Genomic DNA, 20,741 nt, shown 5'->3' on the forward strand with positions numbered 1-20,741 from the left:
GGTCGCTACATCGGCGTTTGACCCTATTACGGCGTTGGTCATACGACTCCTCTTAAGCAAACGCGTATCTATCGGCCTTATAATAAGGAAGCATAACGATAAAAGAGGCATGCAATGACGGTAATTCGCAAGCAGGATGTGATCAGCAGTGTGGCTGACGCACTTCAGTACATCTCTTACTACCACCCATTGGACTTTGTTCAAGCCCTAGAAAAAGCCTACCACAAGGAAGAGAGCCAAGCCGCGAAAGACGCGATTGCTCAAATTCTAATTAACTCGCGCATGTCCGCAGAAGGGCACCGACCTATCTGCCAAGACACCGGCATTGTGACCTGTTTTGTCAATATCGGCATGGCCGTGCAATGGGACTCCACCGACATGACGGTGCAGGAAATGGTCGATGAGGGTGTGCGCCAAGCCTATACCAACCCTGACAACCCACTGCGCGCCTCAGTACTGATGGACCCTGCCGGTAAACGCATTAATACCAAAGACAACACGCCAGCGGTGGTACACATCAATATGGTGCCGGGTGACAAAGTTGAAATTCAAATTGCGGCCAAAGGCGGCGGCAGTGAAAATAAAACCAAAATGGTGATGCTCAACCCATCCGATGATATTGCAGAGTGGGTAGAGAAAACCTTGCCAACTATGGGCGCAGGTTGGTGTCCACCGGGTATGCTGGGCATTGGTATCGGTGGCACTGCTGAAAAAGCGGCGGTATTGGCGAAAGAATCATTAATGGAGCACATTGATATTCAAGAGCTCATCGAACGCGGCCCGCAGAACGCAGAAGAGGAGCTTCGTTTAGACATCTTCAACCGTGTGAACCGTCTAGGTATCGGCGCGCAAGGTTTAGGCGGCTTAACGACGGTTGTTGACGTTAAAATCAAAACCGCGCCTACTCATGCAGCCTCCAAACCTGTTTGTCTAATCCCGAACTGCGCTGCGACGCGCCACGTGCACTTTACGCTTGATGGCAGCGGCCCTGCGGATCTGACGCCGCCGAAACTCGAAGAGTGGCCAGACATTACCTGGGAAGCGGGCGAAAATACTCGCAGAGTGAATCTAGATACCGTGACGCAAGCAGACATTGAGCAATGGAAAACCGGTGAAACGGTGCTGTTGTCAGGTAAAATTCTGACCGGCCGAGATGCGGCGCACAAACGCATTCAAGGGATGCTAGAGAGCGGTGAAGGCTTGCCTGAAGGCGTGGACTTAAAAGGCAAGTTTATCTACTACGTGGGCCCCGTTGATGCGGTGGGCGATGAAGTCGTTGGGCCTGCTGGGCCAACCACCTCAACCCGTATGGACAAATTCACCGATATGATGCTCGAACAAACCGGCATCATGGGCATGATAGGCAAAGCCGAACGCGGCCCGGCAACGGTGGAATCGATCAAAAAACACAAAGCGGTCTATTTGATGGCCGTAGGCGGCGCGGCTTACCTAGTGGCGAAAGCGATCAAAAAAGCGCGTGTCGTCGCCTTTGAAGATTTGGGTATGGAAGCGATCTACGAATTCGAAGTGGAAGATATGCCCGTTTCTGTCGCCGTCGACTCCAATGGTGTGAACGCTCACCAGATTGGCCCAGACACTTGGAAAGTGAAAATCCAAGAGATGGGAAGCCAAGCTTAAGTGTGAGAAATCGCTGATTTCATTAGGAATCAGTTGACAAAGGTGCGAATGAGTCGCACCTTTTGTTGAACGTCTACTGGTATTAGGAGTGCACATGCCTCGTTTTGTACAAATCTTACAGCTGATCATCGCTGCGGTTGTTGGCGCCTTCATCGGCTACGACTTAATTCTGCACGGTATCAGTATCTTCAATGAGAAATACGTCACCATTACCTGTGTGCTGTTTGTATTGGTTGAGATTAGCTTGTTTGTTATCTACAAATTGATTGAAGACGATTAAGCGACGCTCAAGCGCAATCTCGATTTGCTAAGCCTCTGATTTTAATCAGGGGCTTTTTTGTTCATCTTTGATTAAGATTGAAGTCGGTACCTTTAGTACAAATGATCAAAAGAGGCCATTCATGTCCATTCCCACGCCGATAAAACAGCTCTCACAAGAGATGCAAGATTTGCTCAGTCGCAGTATGGATTCTCACGTGCGAATCGCGGTCACGGGGTTATCTCGTGCAGGGAAAACCGCGTTTATCAGCTCGCTCGTCAATCAACTGCTGCATGCCTCGACCCATGAGGCGCTTCCCTTGCTGGAAGCCTCGCGTGAAAAGCGAATTATTGGTGCGCGACGTGAACCACAAACCAATCTCATGGTGCCGCGCTTTGCCTATGATGAGGCGATGCGGGTCTTGTATGCAGAGCAGCCCGATTGGCCGTTACCCACTCGTGACGTGAGTGAAATTCGCTTAGCGCTTAAATACAAACCGAAGAAGCGAAGCAAAAAGTTGCTTGGCAGCAGTGCAACGCTCAATATTGATATTATTGATTATCCAGGCGAGTGGCTGCTGGATTTGCCGTTGTTGGAGATGGATTTTGATCAATGGTCTGAGCAGCAATTTGCTGCGTTGAAAGGCGAAAGAGCTCAACTGGCCGAGCCTTGGCTTAGTCAGTTAGCGCAATTTTCGCCCCAAGCGGACGCCGATGAAGACCAACTGGCCGCACTGTCAGCCGCCTACGCCGACTATTTGCATGCCTGTAAAGCCGCGGGGCTACACTGGGTACAGCCGGGGAGATTTGTTTTGCCGGGCGATTTGACCGGGGCACCTGTATTGCAATTTTTCCCTTATGTGGAGAAAGAACAAGGGAAACAAGTAAACAAAGACAGCCAGTTAGCGATGCTCAGAGCGCGCTATCACGAATACCAAACTAAGGTTGTCAAAGCATTTTATAAGCACCATTTCGCAACGTTTGATCGCCAAATTGTGCTGGTGGATTGTTTGCAGCCGCTCAACGCGGGCGCTGATGCTTTTCATGATATGCGCGGCGCGTTAGAGCAACTGATGGGCAGTTTTCGCTATGGGAAAAGCCACTTGTTGCGACGTCTGTTCTCACCTACTATCGACAAGATTTTGTTTGCCGCTACCAAAGCCGATCATGTGACGCCCGATCAGCACCCACACTTGGTATCACTGCTGGGCCAGATGGTTTACCCAGCATGGCAAGCCACCACGTTTGAGAATATCGAGATGCAGTGCCTCTCCATTGCTTCCGTACAGGCAACCCAACCGGGCTTTGTGACCAAAGCGGGGACGTCTTACCCTGCACTAAGAGGTGTCGACCTTGGCGGTGAGCCGCAAACCATTTATCCCGGCGAAGTGCCGAGAAAACTGCCCGGTGCCAGCTATTGGCAGCAGCACGGTTTTGAGTTCACGGAATTTAGACCGCAAAAAGCACAGCTCGATGCGCCACTACCTCATATCCGAATGGATAAAGTTCTGCAGTTTTTGCTGGGAGATAAATTGAAATGAATCAGCATGAAGAGCACCACAGTGAACCTCGCTTGAAGAAAAAGCAGGTCTTTGAGTCCACGCCCAATGAGGACACGCAGTGCCAAGGGGAGGCAGAGTCACAGGCGGACGACTTGACTCTCAAGCAGGCTTTCTCGTCCCAAGAGTCCTTCGCGCCCGTTAGCATTGATGATGAGGTGGAAGCGGATGAGGCCATTGAGAAGCTAGAAAACTTGCGACCGAAAAAACGCACCAGTCGTTGGGTGACAGTGTTGCTTAGCGCCTTTGCTGGATTGGTGGGCTGGCAAGCGGTCGATTCACTCTACAGTGCAATTCAAGCAGGGGATTGGCTGACATTAGGGTGGACTGGATTTGTCGCGGCGTTGGCCGGCCTTGGTGTAACAGTGCTGGTGAAAGAGTTATGGAAACTGCGCCGCTTGCGTCACCATTTTAGCGTACAAGAACAAAGCCAAGCGCTGTTGGAGGCCAACAGTGTTGGCCAAGCGAAGGCATTTTGTGAGCAGTTGGCCAAGCAAAGTGGTCTTGATGACAAGAGCCCTGATTTTCAGCGTTGGCAAGAGGCGGTGACCCAGTCTCACAGCGACGCTGAGATTCTAGAACTGTTTGATGCGTTGGTCATCGCAGAGCAAGACCGACGCGCCAAAGCGATTGTCACTCAACATGCCACGGAGTCCGCGGCTTTAGTGGCGATCAGCCCATTGGCGATCGCAGATATGGCCTTGGTCGCGTGGCGAAATTTCAAGATGGTGGACAAGCTAGCGGCGGTCTACGGTGTGGAGCTGGGCTATTGGTCTCGGCTGACGCTGTTTAAAGCCACCTTAGTCAATATGGCCGCGGCGGGAGCGAGTGAATTAGCGGTCGATGCCAGTATCGACTTGATGTCAATGGACTTAGCAGGTCGCTTGTCTGCGCGTGCGGGGCAAGGACTTGGGGTTGGCATTCTCACAGCAAGACTCGGCATTAAAGCCATGGGACTATTGAGGCCGCTTCCTTGGCTGGCGGGGAAACAGGTCCGATTGGGTGAGATTCGCAAGCAAATTGTAGAAAAAGTCGTCGCTTTATCGGTCAAATAGCGCGAATGTGAGGCAGGCAAGCGCATGCGGCTTGACGAAAATCGGGGCTTAGGCGACACTTCTGTCAACTTTTCGTGACACCCAAATTAGGAACGGATCTGTGCGCTTAGAAGTACTATGTGAAGACAGGGTTGGTCTCACCCGCGAGCTACTCGATATCCTTGCCTCTAAGGATATCGACTTACGCGGCATCGAAATTGACATCTCGGGCATCATTTATCTCAACTGCCCAGACATCGACTTTGACACCTTCAGTGAACTGATGGCAGAAATACGCCGCATTTCAGGTGTCGACGACGTACGTAAAATTCAGTTCATGCCGATGGAGCGCCACAATACAGAGCTGATTTCGCTGCTGAACAATCTACCTGAGCCTGTATTGGCCATTGATCTCAAAGGCAATGTCGACATGGCTAACCATGCCGCGACGAGCTTGTTCAATCTTGAACCACAAGAGATGCTGGGTCACCCTGTGGCTTCGCTGCTGCCCAACTTTAACTTTTCAAAGTGGATAGATGGCAAGATCAATCGCCAAAGGGAAAATATCGTGATTGGTGGGCTGGATTACTTAATGGAAGTCATGCCGGTTTACATTACCGATGAAACCAATGTTTCTGTACTCGCCAGTGCGATGGTGATGATTCGCTCAGCTCAAGAGAAGAGCTTGCTTGATGACTCGCTCCCACTGCACAACAACCTCGGCTTTGAGCATTTTGTCGGTATTTCCAATCGCCATAAAGCGCTGATCAGCCAAGCGAAGAAACTCTCTATGCTTGATCAACCCCTGCTGATTCAAGGCGAAACCGGCACCGGCAAAGAGATGCTCGCGCGTGCATGCCACAATCGCTCTCATCGTGCGGATCACCCATTTTTGGTATTGAGCTGTGCCTCGATGCCTGATGATGTGGCGGAAACCGAGCTGTTTGGTCACGCGCCGGGCTCATTCAACCATCAACAAGGCCACAAAGGGATCTTTGAACAAGCCAATGGTGGGACAGTGTTCCTCGACGAAATCGGTGAAATGAGTCCACATTTGCAGATCAAACTTCTGCGATTGCTTCAAGATGGCACCTTCCGCCGAGTGGGTGAAGAGCACGAAGTGCATGTCGATGTGCGTGTGATTGCCTCTACGCGCCACAACTTAGCCGATCTAGCGGAGTCAAAAGCGTTTCGTGAAGATCTTTTTTATCGCCTTAATGTCCTCACCCTCAATATTCCGCCTCTGCGTGAGCGCACTAACGATATCGCAGTATTGCTCGACCTATTTGTCGCTAAATACATGAAGCAGCTGGGTGTGGACAAACCCACTCTCCAAGAAGGCTTGGTGGATCAACTGGTCAATTACCATTGGCCGGGGAATATGCGCCAGCTAGAAAACATGGTCCTTAGAGCGCTGACGGAACTGGAAAGCGATACGTTAACGGTCGATCTTTTCCATCTTCCGCAACTAGAAAACAGCCACGGCAGCAGCGCCAAGATCAATCTAGACGGTTCATTAGATGACATTATGAAAGACTATGAATCACAGGTGTTAGAGCGTTTGTATCAGTCGTTCCCATCGAGTCGTAAGTTGGCCAAACGCCTCAACGTCTCGCACACCTCTATTGCCAATAAACTGCGCGAGTATGGGATCAGAAAAAACTAGATGAAGCGAATCAGTACCCCCACCAGCGTATTTGAGGTCGATGGTGATGTCACACTGCGCACGGCAGAGCCGACCGATGGTCAGATGATCAGTGATTACTTTGTGGCGAACCGCGAACACCTAAAGCCTTGGGAGCCCGAGCGAGAAGCGCCGTTTTATACCTGCTCAGGCTGGACTCAACGCCTGATCAAGTTGCATGAACTGCACAAGATGGGCCTTGGCTATTATCTGCTTATTCTCGACACGGATTCCGGCGAGATGCTTGGCACGATTTCGTTTAGCAATATCTCGCGTTTTCCTGCTCACACGTGCACGGTGGGCTACTCCCTTGGTCAAAGCGCGCTAGGACGAGGTGTGATGACCCGAGCACTGCGTTTAGCGGTGAACTACATGTTTGAGATTCAAAACCTCCACCGAATCAACGCCAGCTATATGCCAAGAAACACAAGGAGCGAAGCGGTGTTGCAGAGAGTGGGGTTTGAAGCAGAAGGCTTCGCAAAAGCGTACTTATTGATCAATGGTCAGTGGGAAGATCACAAACTGACGTCGTTAATTAATCCACATTGGAAGGCGAATTGAATGACACGCTTAGAACAGCAGCTTAATCTTCTGATTGAGCTCGACCAATTGAAAAGCGTCTTGCGCCGCACACGAGTCAAGAGCGCGCAGGGCCGATTAGAAAACAGCGCAGAGCACAGTTGGCATGTCGCTTTGATGGCAGTGTTGCTGCAAGAGCACGCCAATCAGCCCGTCGACATCGCACGAGTAGTGAAAATGCTGCTGCTGCACGATATTGTCGAAATTGATGCCGGTGACACCTTTGTTTATGATGCCAAAGCGAGCGCTGAACAAGAAGAAAAGGAACTGAAAGCCGCGCAGCGCCTGTTCGCAATGCTTCCTAGCGATCAGGGGGAGGCGCTGTTTCAGCTATGGTGTGAGTTTGAACAAGGCCAAAGTGACGATGCTAAGTTCGCCAAGGCGCTCGATAGGCTCATCCCTATGTTGCTCAACTACCACAATGAGGGGCAAAGTTGGCAGGAGCATGGCGTACGCCGAGAGCAAGCGCTAACGGTGAATCGTAAAATTGAGTTGGGCTCCACCGCGTTGTGGGACAAAGCCAAACACCTGATTGAAGACGCGACCAAAAAAGGTTGGCTGAAAGCTGACTAACACGTAGAGGACTATTGATGTCGTACATACCTTTGGATGAATACCAAAGAAAATGGATTTTTACTCACCAGTCAATGCCATTGCCTGAAGAAGACTTGGTGCAACTGCAACCCATGACACAAGCGAGAGCTGCGCAGCTCTGGAAAGAGAACATCAGTGCACAAAGCCCCGATTCAGAGCGCTTTAGCTCATCTGACTGGCCGATGAAAGCCAGCAATTGGTCTGAGAGTGTTGACTGGATGGCAAACTGGGAAAGTGATGACGAGAGTTTACCACAAGCGGTCCTTGAGCATCTTGATTGGCAAGATGATGTCACCGTCTATTTTTGTTACGAGAAATATAACATCATTGAAACCAAGTGGGCCATTTTCAAAAAACACTGGAAGAACTTTTTGTTTTACGATGATGGCCCGATGTTGATTGCCCGCCGCCGTGATCAAGCCTTGTGGTTCAGTGATGACGGCCAAGTAAAACTGGGGCGTCGTAAATAATCAATACGCGGCGCCCAGCCGCTTTTGTCGGGGGTGATTGCTTTATTTCCATAAGCGGGAAATGATTATTTTGAACCGCGAATAAAAGTGATTTCGCTCCCATTTACCTGACCTCATAATGCAAGATATGCGCAATTTGTTATCATGTTTGAGACTTATAGTGTGAATATGACGCTACCGTGCATTATCATCCACAGGTAAATATCATCGATAGGTAAGGTTAAGGAAAAGCAGTGGACGCGATCATCCGAGAACTGAAAAAAGACTTTCACTCTAAGCTCAATGCGCTGCAACCCCCTGCGGCGAATAAAGAGTCCTCATTGGCGGTTCTCACCCAAGAGGAATTAAAAGAGTTGGAAGCTCGATGGATTGAGCTCAATATCTGGAAGAGCCAACAAAGCTAAGTCCACACGCTCTGCATTTAAACAACCAAAGACTGACAACCTCAATCTGAGTGAATCGATTGGGGTTTTTTATTGCCTAGCGTAATTGCTTAACAGCAAAAATGTTATATTATAACAAAAATGATCTTATCGTTGAATTTTACAGTAAGAGTCCCCATAGTTAACGGCAAAGGCGCTATCAATGAACGCGTATAATGATAATAGAAAGTTGCAAGTGAGAACCCATATGGCGGAAGTAAGAGCCAGAGTGGATTTTAAAGTCGGAGCCCAAAGCAACATCGACGCAGAAATCCTTTCTTTTCATGGTCTTAAAACAGACAAAGAACACGTCGCGATCATCTTTAAGCAAGCAGACAAAACGCAGCAAGCGCCTCTGGTTCGCATGCATTCAGAATGCCTGACCGGTGACGTTTTTCATTCCTCTCGTTGCGATTGCGGCGAACAGTTGGACGAAACCATCAACCGCATGGGTGAGCTCGGCGGTATCATTTTGTATTTGCGTCAAGAGGGGCGGGGCATCGGTCTTTACAACAAAATCGACGCCTATCGTTTACAAAGTGAAGGGATGAACACCTACGAAGCCAACAACCATCTCGGATTTGGCGATGACTTGCGTGACTTTACTGAAGCGGCTCAAATGCTCAAAGCGCTGGGTGTAGAGACCATCCGATTGGTCACCAACAACCCTAAGAAAATTCGAGAGTTGAAAGAGCACGGCATAGAGATTCAAGAAGTCGTCAATACCTCTGCTCACCTCAAAGAGGGAAATCAGGGCTACTTACAGGCGAAAGTGTCGCACGGTAAGCATAAGCTCAATCTGTAACACACTCATTTCCCACCAATTATTAAAACCTCACTTTGTGAGGTTTTTTTATATCCGCACTGAATCCTTGCTTGCAAAAAAATTGTAAATTTGTATTATTGGAATTAATAGTGCAAATGATAATAATTAGCACTATTAATATAAATAATAGTTAAGCTCAACAAGGATGCCCCTTTCATGAACGTAAAGTCTCTATTCGCTCAATCTGTTACTGCATCACTCGTATTGGCGAGTGGATCGTTGTACGCAGCCAACGTGACCCAAGCGCAAGTGGTCGAACACTATGCGGATGTTGCACACGCTGTCTTTGCCGACGCGCTGATCACGGCAAAAACACTCGACAACGCTATCGAGTCGTTTCTGGCTGATCCATCGGCGGCGAAACTGGAAGCCGTGAAACAAGCCTGGCTCGCGTCACGCGTTCCTTACCAACAATCGGAAGTGTTCCGTTTTGGTAACACCGTTGTTGATGATTGGGAAGGGCAACTCAACGCCTGGCCTCTGGATGAAGGTTTGATTGACTACGTATCGAGCGACTATCAATACGAACTTGGTAATGAAGGCGCGGCGGCCAACATCGTTGCCAACACAGAGCTGAAGATCGGTGCGACGACCTTAGATGTGTCGACCATCACGCCTGAGTTGATTGCGGACTTGAATGAAGTGGGCGGATCAGAAGCGAACGTGGCATCGGGCTACCATGCGATTGAATTCTTGCTTTGGGGCCAAGATCTAAACGGTACCAATGCGGGCGCGGGTGCACGTGCTTACACAGATTTTGTCGTGGGGGAAGGTTGTACCAATGGTCACTGTGACCGCCGTGGTCAATACTTGCAAGCGGCGGCAGACTTGTTGGTCCAAGATCTTGAGTGGATGGAAAAGCAGTGGTCTGCCGATGAAAAAGGCAACTACCGTGAAGCCCTGCTGGCGGATTCTGCTGAGAACGGTTTGCGTAAAATGCTGTTTGGAATGGGGTCACTCTCTCTTGGTGAACTGGCGGGTGAGCGAATGAAAGTCGCGCTAGAAGCCAACTCAACAGAAGATGAGCACGATTGTTTCTCTGACAACACGCACAACTCTCACTACTACAACGAGCAAGGTATCTACAACGTTTATACCGGGCTTTACAAGCGTCAAGATGGCACACTATTGTCAGGCCCAAGTCTGCATGATCTAGTGACGCAGAAAGATGCGCAAGCGGCAGCAGAGATCCAAAAGCAGTTTGATGTGACACGCGCCCAAGTGGGTGAGTTGGTCACATCGGCTGAACAAGGTCAGTATTTCGACCAATTGATCGCATCAGGGAATGCGCAAGGTAATGCCTTGGTCAATGAAGCGATCATGTCTCTGGTTGCACAGACCGCTTCTATCGAGCGCGCGGCGAAAATTGTGGGTATCACCAACCTAAATCCTGACACCGCTGACCACGAATTTTAATCGTGGTATCAAAATCAAGGGCTCTTTTTAGAGCCCTTTTGCTGTTTTTATTCCCTAGTAGTTTTTGATAGTAGTTCTTGTTTAGATTTAAGGAAAAGTCCCTTTCATCATGTTGTACTCAGCTCTTTCGTTATCCCGCAAACGACCCTCGCGCTCATTGGCTCTATACATACTGGCTTTTGCCTTTCAGCCGATGGCGAATGCGTATGAAGTTAAGTCAGGCGGCGCCACCTCTGTAAACAAAGAGGGACCGAATGCGTATTCGCTCCCAGCGGCGAATTTACCCTTGAGTAAGCGTTTGGATTTCAGTGTCGGTAATAGCTTCTTTCGCAACCCTTGGGTACAAGCGCCTGCATCAACCGATGCCAGAGACGGGCTAGGGCCGCTGTTTAATACCAACGGTTGTCAAAACTGTCACATCAAAGATGGTCGTGGTCATCCACCAGAAGAGAACGACCAGCATGCCGTGTCAATGCTGATAAGACTCAGCATCCCAGCGATGACGGCGGAGCAAAAAGCGGCGTACATTCGTGATGGCGTGATCCCTGAACCGACTTACGGCGCACAGTTGCAAGATTTCGCTATTCAAGATCAGCAAGCGGAAGGGCAAATCAAGATCACCTACACCAACCATGTAGAAACCTTCAGTGATGGCACCACCATCACGTTGCGTAAACCTCATGTCCAGCTGACGGATCTTGGCTATGGGCCACTTCACCCGGACACTCAGCTCTCAGCGCGTATTGCGCCACCGATGATAGGGCTAGGGTTACTGGAAAGTATCGCCGATGACACACTTGCGCAGTGGGCCGATGAACACGATGAGAATCAAGATGGCATCTCAGGCAAACTTAACCGCGTGTGGGATATTGAAAAACAGGCCCATGTCATTGGTCGTTTTGGCTGGAAAGCGGGGCAACCGACCTTGATGCAGCAAAACGCCGCCGCATTTAACGGCGATGTTGGCCTCACCAGCCGCTTATTCCCAGAAGAGAATTGCACGCAAGCGCAAAGCCTATGCCGTGACTTGCCCAACGGCGGTTCACCTGAAGTCAGTGACAATATTTTGGACTTTGTCGAATTCTACTCTCAGCACTTAGCGGTGCCCATTCGCCGCAATATGAATGACCCCAAGGTGAAGCAGGGACAGGCTTTGTTTGCGCAAGCAGGCTGCGACAGTTGCCATAAAACGGACGTTGTGACGGCCGAGCGAGAGGGCTTGCCTGCACTTTCTGGGCAACGCATTCACCCTTATACGGATTTGCTGCTGCATGATATGGGCGAAGGCCTTGCAGACCATCGGCCTGAATACTTGGCGACGGGCCGAGAGTGGCGTACCGCGCCGCTTTGGAGTATAGGCTATACCCAAGAAGTGAATGGGCATACCTACTTCCTCCACGATGGGAGAGCTCGAAACTTACTCGAAGCCGTATTGTGGCACGGGGGAGAAGCCCTCCCTGCCAAGCAGCATGTACTGACATTTAATCAACAAGAGCGTGAGGCGTTGGTCGCCTTTCTCAACTCATTATAAGGAACGTTATGAAGCCCTTTACTCTATCGACCGTTGTTTTAGCGGCGAGCTTGTCTGGCTGCCAAAGCGTCTCTTACTCGACGTCAGAGAGCGGCTATGAAGTCACGTCTCACGTTAGCCAAGGTGTCTATCAAGTGGAATACCTTGCTGCTGCGCGTTTGGCTGACTCAACCCAAGCCTTGCACCTTGAGATGGTGAACTATTGCCAAAATGGTCACCACGACCCAGAACTCAAAACCCAGTGGCAAGCCACGATGCAAGATTGGATGGCTCTCCAAGGTCAGGAGCGCGGGCCGGTACAGGCCCTTGAACAGAGCTGGAACCTACAGTTCTGGCCAGATAAAAAGAACACCACGGGTCGCAAGATGAGCGCATTAACGACATCGACATGGACCGCAGCAGAGATCGCGCAGCAAAGTGTTACGGTGCAAGGATTGGGGGCAGTGGAATGGTTACTTTATGACGCCAGTTCGTCACTGGAGCGCTCACAGACCACTTGTCAAACGGCGCAAGCGATCACCGAAACACTCGCCAACAATGCCAATACCATTCACCAAGCGTGGAAAACCAATCCTTGGCAAGCGCTGAACGATGAGCAATGGCTGGCGGAGTACATAGCGTTGCTGTCCAATCAACTCGAATTCAGTATGAAAAAGATGACCTTGCCGCTGGCGGATTTTGGTCAGCCGCGTCGCTACTTTGCTGAATCTTGGCGCTCGCAAGTATCGATGGCCAATCTGTATGCGAACGTCGAGGCGATGCAGGCTCTTTATCTGGCAGGCGGTAATGGCTTAGATGCACGTTTACGCCGCGAGGGACACAGTGAGCTTGCCGATCGCGTGCTCAACCAATTTGAGCTGATCAGTACCACATGGCCTAAAGACGATAGCTTGTTTACTTTGCTTGAGAGTAAAGAGGGTTACCGAGAGGCGTATGCTCAGTACAATAAGTTGGAGCAGCTGAAGTACCTCATTCACGATGAAGTGGCTGTCGAGTTAGGTGTGGTGATAGGATTTAATGCAACCGATGGTGACTGATTCAACACGCCGACAGCTATTGAAAGCCGCATTGCTCGGCGCCGCAGTGCCTTGGATGCCTATGGGGTGCGCCTCGGCGAAAAAGAATACCGGGCAGCCCGATTTGATTGGTTGTGCGATGACGGGTCCGAATCGCTTTAGCGCTGTGGTGGCCGATTCCACTGGCATGCCGATACGTCAAGTCGCGCTCCCGTCTCGTGGGCATGGTGTCGCGACATCCGCAAGGCTTCACCACGCGGTCGCGTTTGCGCGTCGTCCGGGGCACTACTTTTTAGTGTTTGATTACGATACCGGTGACGTTGTCACTCTAAGCGCTGCAGCAGGTGATCGTCATTTCTACGGTCATGGCGTCTACTCCAATGATGGGCAGTGGCTTTATGCCACCGAAGGGGAACGCGGATCTAGCCGCGGGATCATCGGTGTCTACGACGTGCTGGCGGGTTATAAGAAAGTGGCAGAGTTTACCGGGTTTGGTCTTGGGCCGCATGAAGTGATCGTGATGCCTGATGACCGCTTGGTGATTGGTGTCGGAGGGGTACACACTGATGGGCGGACACCTTTGAATCTCACCACTATGCAGCCGAGCCTAAGTTATCTTGACGCAAACGGCCAGGTGGTGGAACAAGTCTCACTACCTGATAGGCATTTGAGCATCCGACATCTCGCCCATGATGGCGATCAAACCGTGTTGTGCGGTCAGCAATACAGAGGCCAACCGGAGGCGACCCCGTCACTGCTGGCTATGCATAGCGCAGGTGAAGAGATGGTGTCGTTACGAGCAGCGCCGGAAGAGTGGGCGCGCTTTGACCACTACATTGCCAGTATTGCCGCTACACAAGAGTGGATTCTTGCTACCTCGCCAAGAGGAAACTGCTATGGCATTTGGAGTAAAGCGACCGGTCAGCTGGTGGAACTGTCGGCACTGGCCGATGCCTCTGGTGTGGTTGTTCATCAACAACGTTTTATGGTCAGCTCTGGTTCAGGGCAAGTGGTCTCGCAAGAGCAACCCAAGGTGAAAACTCGGCAACAGTCGGGTGTTCAATGGGACAACCATTGGTCGAGGATCACATAGTTCAATTAAATAGCGATAGAGTGTCATACACTTTTAATGGGCGTTCTCATAAACTGTGCACACGCGCCCATTATTTTTTGCCATACTGATCACATGGACGCTGAAAAGCAAACGGCGGAGAGAGCGTATGAAGAGATGGATGATCGGTGTTTGGGTAACCCTAGTAATGGCGTTCCCACTCAAAGCCATGGAGCATTTTCAGCAAATCGGTTGGATTGACAGTAGCAGTCCAGTGCATGAGATTGTTCAATATCCGCAACTGGTGGAGCAGGCTTATCGTCAGAACAGTGACCAGATGATTTGGTTCGATATGCAACAAAGCACCAAACTTGAGTTCCAACTTGAGGTTATCCAGCAAGCGCAATTCAGCCCTCTGTTTTCACGTCAACTCAGTTATTTGGCCTTCTTTCGTAAGAGCAATCGCTGGCATGAGTATGACATCCTCGCCACTGACACACTGCTGCTCTATCTCAGTTACGCCGAGCACGCACGCTCACAAGGCGAAGGTTGGTTTTTTGGCGCTTCACTCAATTCAGCGCTACCTCAGCTGAGCAGTGATGCTTGGCTCGCCTTTCAATCTGCAGCTCACAATCAGCAGCTCGCTGAGTTGATTGAAGCCTACACACCCGACAGCGAAGGCTATCAAAAGCTGGTCGATAGCTATCTGGATCTCCTTAAGTATCAAAAGATTGATGTGCCCAAATACACCCAACAAGGTCTAAAGCGGGTGGGGGATACGCTGACCGATCGTGACGTGTTGCTTGAACGTATGGCGATGGTCGGCGTTAACTTAGATGAGGTCAGGCGCGATGTGAGTTGGTACGACGTGACACTGGAGCCGGCGATTAAACGCTTTCAAGCGCTACATGGTCTTACCCAAGATGGCATTATTGGCAGTGAGACCATCGGCTGGCTAAACCGACCGATCGAATTACGGATGACAACTCTCGCACTCAATGCAGAGCGGATGCGAATGTGGCCCGCTCAGCGCGACACGCTCATTTTGGTCAATGTGCCGAGCTTTGATATGCACTATTGGCATGCCGGTCAGACGGTTTTCGAATCCAAAGTGATTGTGGGCAAAACCAAACGACCTACGCCAGTAATGCAAACCCGTCTCGACTCTTTGATATTCAATCCCACTTGGAATATCCCATGGAAAATCATGGTCGAGGACATCATTCCTCAGGTGAAACGCGATCCTGAGTATCTGGCTAAACACAGTATCCAGATCATTCCTAAATGGGGATCAAGTGAGACAATTCCGGCCAGCGAGATAGACTGGCAGAACTTGAGACCTAAGTCTTTCCCTTATCGGATGCGGCAGATGTCGGGCAGCTACAATGCCTTAGGTCTGTATAAGTTTAATACCCCCAACGCGCGTGCGATTTATCTGCACGACACGCCAAGCAAAGGTCTCTTTAGTCAAACGTCGCGAGCGTTCAGCTCCGGATGTATTCGCGTTGAACATGCGGACACCTTCGCCAACTTGCTTCTTGCTCAGCAAGGCATGAGTATCAATGATGTCGATCGCAGTGAGTGGGTATCGAACAAAGCCGTAGCGCTGCGCACGCGTATTCCGGTTTACATCATTTATCAAACGGCATGGTATGAGGAAGGGATTGTCCACTACCGCGACGATATTTACCGCCTCGATAAATCCAGTTACACAAAAAGTTAAGCTGACCAAAAATTTACAATTCTATCAACGTACAAAAATAGCCTGACAGCTCAATTACTAAGCAAACGTGCCGCTCAAATTTTTGAGATTGTGCACGTTTTATGCATTTGCACTTATTATTAGACTCGGGTAGTGTCCTGACATCTTGATAACTACCCCATTTGATGAAGGTGCAAAGTTTTGGATTTATCACGCAGACATTTCATTCAGTTGGCAGGCAGTGGCATTGTTGTAGCAAGTTGTCTACCCGGGGTGGCATTCGCATCACGAGCCCAGCAGCCACGTGTCCTCGCTATGAGTAATCTCCATACTGGAGAAGCATTAGAAACCTGTTACTTTGACGGTGCTAAGTACGTTAAAAATGAGCTAAAACGTTTAAACCATTTATGTCGTGACTTTCGACGTAATGAGGTTCACCCAATGGATAAACGTTTGTTTGACCAAATTTCAAAAATACAAACTATGCTCGGTGTCGAAGCCGAAGTGCAGATTGTCTCCGGCTACCGCTCTCCAGCCACCAATGAAGCGCTGCGCGCGCAGTCAAGTGGTGTGGCGAAGAAGAGCTACCACATGCTTGGTCAAGCGATCGATTTTCGCCTCGATGGTGTGGACTTGAAGAAAGTGCGCGATGCCGCTAGAGAGCTCAAAGCGGGCGGCGTTGGGTTTTACCCAAGTAGCGACTTTGTTCACATCGACACTGGGCCGGTACGCTACTGGGCGTAACGGTTGTCAAATCGAACCGGTGGTGTCATAGTTCAGCCAGTTTAACTGTTACTCAAGGCTGAATTATGGCACTCAAATACCAAGTCGTCCCTGTCACCTCCTTCTCTCAAAACTGCTCCATCGTCTGGTGTGATGAAACCATGAAAGGCATCGTCATTGACCCAGGCGGTGACGTGAAGTCATTGGCGACGCTTATCCAAGAGTTGGGTGTCGACGTCGTCAAACTGGTGTTGACTCATGGCCATCTCGATCATGTCGGCGGCACAGAGCCTCTTTCTGATGCCTTGGGCGGTGTTGAGATTGTTGGCCCACACAAAGACGATAACTTCTGGTTACAAGGACTAGAAGGGCAGAGCCAAATGTTTGGTTTCCCGCTTACCAGTGCATTTGAACCTCATGAGTGGCTAGAGGATGGCGATACGGTCACGTTTGGTCATCAGCAGTTGGATGTCCTTCACACTCCGGGCCACACTCCCGGTCATGTGGTGTTGTTCAGTCCATCGGCGCAACTGGCGTTTGTTGGTGATGTGTTGTTTAACGGCTCCATCGGTCGAACCGACTTCCCGAAAGGTGACTTCAATACCTTGATTCATTCGATAAAATCAAAACTGTGGCCGTTAGGTAATGAGGTCCGCTTTGTTCCCGGTCACGGACCGGAATCTACTTTCGGCCATGAACGCCGCACTAACCCGTTTGTGGCGGATGAAATGCCGCTTTACTGATGAATCTTGCCCTAAAGGTCGCGAATGCGGCCTTTTTTGTGGTCGTTATTCGGGTTCTGCGGCGGCTAGGTAACGTCGCATTAGACCGACAAACTCATCGGCAGGGCGATCAAGGTCTTGGGTAGAGATGAAGATATCATAGTCATAGTAGGCGCGTTGATAGCGCATGCGGTTGGCGAGCATCGCTTGCAAACCAGTAAAGGCATGCCCGTCTTCGTCGTGGTAATCGGCCGAGTCCAACACAATCTCCTCAAAACGCGTTCCTTGTTTGTGCTGTTTTGCGCCAAGGTAAAGTAGTGCACGTTGGCTGAGCAAAATTTCTGTCGCTATCCGAGGGCACACGCCAGTGAGGTAGGGCGAGTAGTGTTTGAGTTTGATGCCTATCCAAGGCAGTGGCTGCTGCCAACCGTCGCTATCGTAGTAACACAGACTAACGCGGCTGATGTTGTTCCATTTCACTACCCAGCCTCCTTTGAACAGATGTTGCTGAAAATGGGTCGACGTTAGGGTGTATTTGACGGTACTTTTTAAAATCAACCAATAGGCGACGAAGAGCGAAAAACCGAGCAAGAACAGCGCCAATAAGAAGGGTTTAAAACCGGGGGCCCAGAACATTAACGCTGCAAACACCACCAACAACAGAGAAGCCAGTGACACTCGCAACAAGGGGGAAGCAAGGTTGATAGGCTGATTCACAAGGTGTTGCGTTTCCATGTCGCTCTCCGGTCACAATCTGATGACTTCTAATACTACGATGAGCAGGACCGATAAGTTTATACGTTGTTTAAATTGTAGTCTGATCTTGGTAGATAGCGCATTTTTGGCGCACAAAGCCGCCCTAACTCTGTAAATAGTGTGGAAATTTTGGTATAAAACGCGCTTCAAATTTCAACCGCTGCTCGATTCCTCGTGAATCTGCAGTGATACGGAGACAGATTCAATGAGATTAGCTCATAAGCGTAAAGTGCAGATGAAACTGCAAAAACGCATTAAAGCGACGGTAGCAAACATTCAAGCGGTAGCGAAAGCTGCGCCTGCGCCTGCACCTAAAGTAGCCGCTGAAAAACCGGCTGAGAAAGTCGTCGCAGCGAAATCAGTGGACGTGGCATTGACACCGAAACAGCAACAAGTGCTAGACATCGTGCTGGCCAACTGTGAAGGCATCAACCCGAAAGGTATCGGCATCGCAGCTGGTCAAGAAGAGGCGAAAGCGGCTTCATGGGCGACGGGTGCGCTTAAGAAACTGTTGGACGAAAATCTCGTCGTTAAAGAGCAGCTAGCAGGCAACAAGGTCATCTACAAAGCCATATAATCTGCCCGCTCAGTATTGCCGTGCTCTGTGAGTGAGCACAAACACAAGAGCCTCGATGAATGTCGAGGCTCTTGTGTTTTTATCGGGCACGACAACCAGTTTTTAACATTTGTCACAATTATCACATCTTTCTACTGATTCATTTTACTCATCAATTACTACGTATAAATTGATCTTCTACTTATCTGTCTGGTTAATAACTAGCTGATAAATAGTTATTTATCTATTGTCGTATAAATTATCCTACGTATTACTACGTAATTCTTTGGTCTAAGGCTTGCGGGGGTTGTTAATTTTTCTCCGTGTTCACGCTGATTTAATAATCAATAGCTTTCTACCAAGCTGTAAACGAAACAAAAGTAACTGGATAGTTGCTACAGCTAACAAAGGACGTGAACATGAGTCTAATTAAACAAACGTTGAAACGAGTACTGAAAGGGACCGCGATGGCTGCGGCGCTTGCGGTTGCGGCAACCTCCGCAAACGCAGCGGAAAAAGTCTATCGTCTGAAACTGGCCGAAACTTGGGGACCAAACTTCCCGATTTTTGGTGACGCGACGAAGAACATGGCGAAAATGGCGGAAGAAATGTCTAACGGCCGCCTGCAAATCCGTATTGATTCTGCCAACAAACACAAAGCGCCGCTTGGCGTGTTTGATATGGTGAAATCGGGCCAATACGACATGGGCCACTCCGCATCGTATTACTGGAAAGGCAAAGTGCCAAACACCTTGTACTTCACCTCAATGCCATTCGGCATGCTGCCCACAGAGCAATACGCTTGGTTCTACTACGGCGGTGGTATGGAGCTGATGGAAAAAGTGTATTCGCCACACAATTTAATGTCGTTCCCTGGCGGTAACACAGACGTTCAGATGGGCGGTTGGTTTCAAAAAGAGATCAACTCAGTGGAAGACTTGCAAGGTCTTAAAATGCGTATCCCGGGCTTTGCAGGCGAAATCCTTGCGGAGCTAGGTGCGAAACCAACCAATATCGCACCGGGTGAACTCTATACCTCGCTAGAGCGCCGCACCATTGATGCGCTTGAGTGGGTAGGTCCATCTCTTGACCTACGTATGGGCTTCCACAAAATCGCGCCATACTACTACACAGGTTGGCACGAGCCAGCAACTGAGCTGCAGTTCCTTGTCAACAAGCGTACTTGGGAAAAATTGCCAGATGATCTGAAAGCGATCTTGCAAGTCGCGATGAAGACTGCTGCGTATGATATGTACACCCAATCTAAGCATGAAAGTGGCAAAAACTGGGTATCCATCAAAACTGAATACCCAAATGTTCAAGTTAAAGATTTCCCAGCGGAAGTGATGACGGCGCTACGCGAAGCGAACGATCGACTTCTTAAGCAACACGCGGATGAAGATGCGCTTGCGAAGGAAATTCAAGAGTCACAAGCGGCTTATATGCAGCAAGTGCGTTCTTGGACAGACATTTCTACCCGTGCCTACCTCAACAGTTCGGCACAATAACAGCAATAACCTAAGCGCCGAGTTTGTCTCGGCGCAAGCCCAAGAAGCCTCACTCACTAGATTCTGAGTCTAAAACAGAGCGTATATCGAGTGTAATCAAAGTGTTGTAAGCCTAACTTGCAACACGCTTTCAAAATTCCATGGAGTAGGGAATGAGAAGTCTTATCTATGTCGAGCGTATTTTTAATCGCTTTGGTGACTTTCTAGGCTGGCTATCCAGTATTCTTTTTATCTTATTGCTTGCCAACGTTGTCTATGACGTGGTGATGCGTTACGCATTTAATGATGTCTCCATCGCGTTCCAAGAAATGGAGTGGCATCTCTTTTCAGCCGTCTTTTTATTGGGTGTCCCTTATGCGCTGAAAGCGGGCGGGCATGTTCGAGTGGATCTTTTCTACGAGCGACTATCGATGCGCGCCCAAGCGATCATTGATCTACTTGGTACGGTGGTCTTTCTTTTCCCATTTTGTTTGTTGGTGGCGTGGTTTGGTATCGATTTCGCCAAAGAGAGCTATGCGTTAGGTGAGACATCGGGCGACCCCGGTGGTTTGCCTTACCGCTGGATCATCAAAGCCATGATTCCGGTTTCCTTCTTCTTTATGGCTATCAGTGGCATTGGATTATTGATCCACTCCCTCAATAAGATTTTTAACCCACAGCTGCTGTACGTTAACAGCAAAGATCAACACTAGGAGA

The 20,741-nt window shown here is 49.7% G+C and carries 21 protein-coding genes; 20 read left to right on the top strand and 1 reads right to left on the bottom strand.

Annotation, left to right across the window (positions count from 1 at the left end; translation table 11 throughout):
- Positions 1-114: 114 nt before the first annotated feature.
- From AC6R03_RS05550 to AC6R03_RS05630, 17 genes are all read left to right on the top strand, one after another.
- Complete coding sequence (locus AC6R03_RS05550; RefSeq protein WP_500630422.1) at positions 115-1,638, top strand: fumarate hydratase; 1,524 nt, start codon at positions 115-117, stop codon at positions 1,636-1,638.
- 94 nt (positions 1,639-1,732) lie between these two features.
- Complete coding sequence (locus tag AC6R03_RS05555; protein ID WP_334552412.1) at positions 1,733-1,918, top strand: hypothetical protein; 186 nt, start codon at positions 1,733-1,735, stop codon at positions 1,916-1,918.
- Between the two features lie 139 nt (positions 1,919-2,057).
- Positions 2,058-3,437, top strand: coding sequence for a YcjX family GTP-binding protein (locus AC6R03_RS05560; RefSeq protein ID WP_500630461.1), 1,380 nt, complete (start codon positions 2,058-2,060; stop codon positions 3,435-3,437).
- Entirely contained in the window at positions 3,434-4,510 is a 1,077-nt protein-coding gene (locus AC6R03_RS05565) for a YcjF family protein (RefSeq protein ID WP_500630423.1), read from the top strand. Before AC6R03_RS05560 ends, AC6R03_RS05565 begins: the two co-directional genes overlap by 4 nt.
- A gap of 100 nt (positions 4,511-4,610) precedes the next feature.
- Positions 4,611-6,155 (top strand): transcriptional regulator TyrR, encoded by a 1,545-nt coding sequence (gene tyrR, locus AC6R03_RS05570; RefSeq protein WP_500630424.1) that lies wholly within the window; start codon positions 4,611-4,613, stop codon positions 6,153-6,155.
- On the top strand, positions 6,156-6,734 hold the full coding sequence (gene rimJ, locus AC6R03_RS05575) for a ribosomal protein S5-alanine N-acetyltransferase (protein ID WP_500629765.1): 579 nt from the start codon (positions 6,156-6,158) through the stop codon (positions 6,732-6,734).
- The gene (locus AC6R03_RS05580; RefSeq protein ID WP_500627588.1) at positions 6,735-7,325 is read left to right on the top strand and encodes an HD domain-containing protein; all 591 of its coding nucleotides are present in this window, start codon (positions 6,735-6,737) and stop codon (positions 7,323-7,325) included.
- A gap of 17 nt (positions 7,326-7,342) precedes the next feature.
- Positions 7,343-7,816: a DUF2947 domain-containing protein gene (locus AC6R03_RS05585; protein ID WP_487901217.1), complete on the top strand. Its 474-nt coding sequence runs from the start codon at positions 7,343-7,345 to the stop codon at positions 7,814-7,816.
- Between the two features lie 233 nt (positions 7,817-8,049).
- Complete coding sequence (locus AC6R03_RS05590) at positions 8,050-8,220, top strand: hypothetical protein (RefSeq protein ID WP_500629764.1); 171 nt, start codon at positions 8,050-8,052, stop codon at positions 8,218-8,220.
- Positions 8,221-8,401: 181 nt separating this feature from the next.
- Complete coding sequence (locus AC6R03_RS05595) at positions 8,402-9,043, top strand: GTP cyclohydrolase II (protein ID WP_420378209.1); 642 nt, start codon at positions 8,402-8,404, stop codon at positions 9,041-9,043.
- Positions 9,044-9,220: 177 nt separating this feature from the next.
- Positions 9,221-10,480 (top strand): imelysin family protein, encoded by a 1,260-nt coding sequence (locus tag AC6R03_RS05600; RefSeq protein WP_500630425.1) that lies wholly within the window; start codon positions 9,221-9,223, stop codon positions 10,478-10,480.
- Between the two features lie 193 nt (positions 10,481-10,673).
- A complete protein-coding gene (locus tag AC6R03_RS05605; protein WP_500630462.1) occupies positions 10,674-12,011 on the top strand; it encodes a di-heme oxidoreductase family protein in 1,338 nt (445 codons plus the stop codon).
- An 8-nt stretch (positions 12,012-12,019) separates the two neighbouring features.
- Positions 12,020-13,048, top strand: coding sequence for an imelysin family protein (locus AC6R03_RS05610; RefSeq protein ID WP_500630427.1), 1,029 nt, complete (start codon positions 12,020-12,022; stop codon positions 13,046-13,048).
- Positions 13,038-14,120, top strand: a complete 1,083-nt coding sequence (locus AC6R03_RS05615; RefSeq protein ID WP_500630428.1) for a DUF1513 domain-containing protein — start codon at positions 13,038-13,040, stop codon at positions 14,118-14,120. The genes AC6R03_RS05610 and AC6R03_RS05615 overlap by 11 nt, the downstream gene beginning before the upstream one ends.
- A gap of 127 nt (positions 14,121-14,247) precedes the next feature.
- The gene (locus AC6R03_RS05620) at positions 14,248-15,801 is read left to right on the top strand and encodes a L,D-transpeptidase family protein (RefSeq protein WP_500630429.1); all 1,554 of its coding nucleotides are present in this window, start codon (positions 14,248-14,250) and stop codon (positions 15,799-15,801) included.
- 180 nt (positions 15,802-15,981) lie between these two features.
- Complete coding sequence (mepK, locus tag AC6R03_RS05625) at positions 15,982-16,524, top strand: peptidoglycan L,D-endopeptidase MepK (protein ID WP_334552401.1); 543 nt, start codon at positions 15,982-15,984, stop codon at positions 16,522-16,524.
- A gap of 65 nt (positions 16,525-16,589) precedes the next feature.
- Positions 16,590-17,246, top strand: coding sequence for an MBL fold metallo-hydrolase (locus AC6R03_RS05630; RefSeq protein ID WP_334552400.1), 657 nt, complete (start codon positions 16,590-16,592; stop codon positions 17,244-17,246).
- A 45-nt stretch (positions 17,247-17,291) separates the two neighbouring features.
- Here the strand turns inward: AC6R03_RS05630 and AC6R03_RS05635 are convergent, their stop codons facing one another.
- Positions 17,292-17,960 (bottom strand): DUF2982 domain-containing protein, encoded by a 669-nt coding sequence (locus AC6R03_RS05635; RefSeq protein WP_500630430.1) that lies wholly within the window; start codon positions 17,958-17,960, stop codon positions 17,292-17,294.
- Between the two features lie 226 nt (positions 17,961-18,186).
- On the opposite strand from AC6R03_RS05635, the gene AC6R03_RS05640 reads away from it, so the two are divergent.
- The 3 genes from AC6R03_RS05640 to AC6R03_RS05650 all read left to right on the top strand — a co-directional run bounded on the left by AC6R03_RS05640 (position 18,187) and on the right by AC6R03_RS05650 (position 20,737).
- Positions 18,187-18,558, top strand: coding sequence for a MarR family transcriptional regulator (locus AC6R03_RS05640; protein WP_500629758.1), 372 nt, complete (start codon positions 18,187-18,189; stop codon positions 18,556-18,558).
- A gap of 398 nt (positions 18,559-18,956) precedes the next feature.
- A complete protein-coding gene (locus tag AC6R03_RS05645) occupies positions 18,957-20,045 on the top strand; it encodes a TRAP transporter substrate-binding protein (protein ID WP_487901226.1) in 1,089 nt (362 codons plus the stop codon).
- Between the two features lie 152 nt (positions 20,046-20,197).
- The gene (locus AC6R03_RS05650) at positions 20,198-20,737 is read left to right on the top strand and encodes a TRAP transporter small permease subunit (RefSeq protein WP_334552396.1); all 540 of its coding nucleotides are present in this window, start codon (positions 20,198-20,200) and stop codon (positions 20,735-20,737) included.
- The last annotated feature ends 4 nt before the right edge of the window (positions 20,738-20,741 follow it).

This window comes from Vibrio sp. R10-SG-ISO4 (assembly GCF_059834135.1).

Coding starts and splice junctions, on each gene's coding strand:
- AC6R03_RS05605 (WP_500630462.1), top strand. CDS start 10,674: ATGGCGAATGCGTATGAAGTTAAGTCAGGCGGCGCCACCTCTGTAAAC.
- AC6R03_RS05550 (WP_500630422.1), top strand. CDS start 115: ATGACGGTAATTCGCAAGCAGGATGTGATCAGCAGTGTGGCTGACGCA.
- AC6R03_RS05580 (WP_500627588.1), top strand. CDS start 6,735: ATGACACGCTTAGAACAGCAGCTTAATCTTCTGATTGAGCTCGACCAA.
- AC6R03_RS05635 (WP_500630430.1), bottom strand. CDS start 17,960: ATGGAAACGCAACACCTTGTGAATCAGCCTATCAACCTTGCTTCCCCC.
- AC6R03_RS05600 (WP_500630425.1), top strand. CDS start 9,221: ATGAACGTAAAGTCTCTATTCGCTCAATCTGTTACTGCATCACTCGTA.
- AC6R03_RS05645 (WP_487901226.1), top strand. CDS start 18,957: ATGAGTCTAATTAAACAAACGTTGAAACGAGTACTGAAAGGGACCGCG.
- AC6R03_RS05650 (WP_334552396.1), top strand. CDS start 20,198: ATGAGAAGTCTTATCTATGTCGAGCGTATTTTTAATCGCTTTGGTGAC.
- AC6R03_RS05630 (WP_334552400.1), top strand. CDS start 16,590: ATGGCACTCAAATACCAAGTCGTCCCTGTCACCTCCTTCTCTCAAAAC.
- AC6R03_RS05620 (WP_500630429.1), top strand. CDS start 14,248: ATGAAGAGATGGATGATCGGTGTTTGGGTAACCCTAGTAATGGCGTTC.
- AC6R03_RS05555 (WP_334552412.1), top strand. CDS start 1,733: ATGCCTCGTTTTGTACAAATCTTACAGCTGATCATCGCTGCGGTTGTT.
- AC6R03_RS05585 (WP_487901217.1), top strand. CDS start 7,343: ATGTCGTACATACCTTTGGATGAATACCAAAGAAAATGGATTTTTACT.
- AC6R03_RS05640 (WP_500629758.1), top strand. CDS start 18,187: ATGAGATTAGCTCATAAGCGTAAAGTGCAGATGAAACTGCAAAAACGC.
- AC6R03_RS05595 (WP_420378209.1), top strand. CDS start 8,402: ATGAACGCGTATAATGATAATAGAAAGTTGCAAGTGAGAACCCATATG.
- rimJ (WP_500629765.1), top strand. CDS start 6,156: ATGAAGCGAATCAGTACCCCCACCAGCGTATTTGAGGTCGATGGTGAT.
- AC6R03_RS05565 (WP_500630423.1), top strand. CDS start 3,434: ATGAATCAGCATGAAGAGCACCACAGTGAACCTCGCTTGAAGAAAAAG.
- AC6R03_RS05615 (WP_500630428.1), top strand. CDS start 13,038: ATGGTGACTGATTCAACACGCCGACAGCTATTGAAAGCCGCATTGCTC.
- AC6R03_RS05610 (WP_500630427.1), top strand. CDS start 12,020: ATGAAGCCCTTTACTCTATCGACCGTTGTTTTAGCGGCGAGCTTGTCT.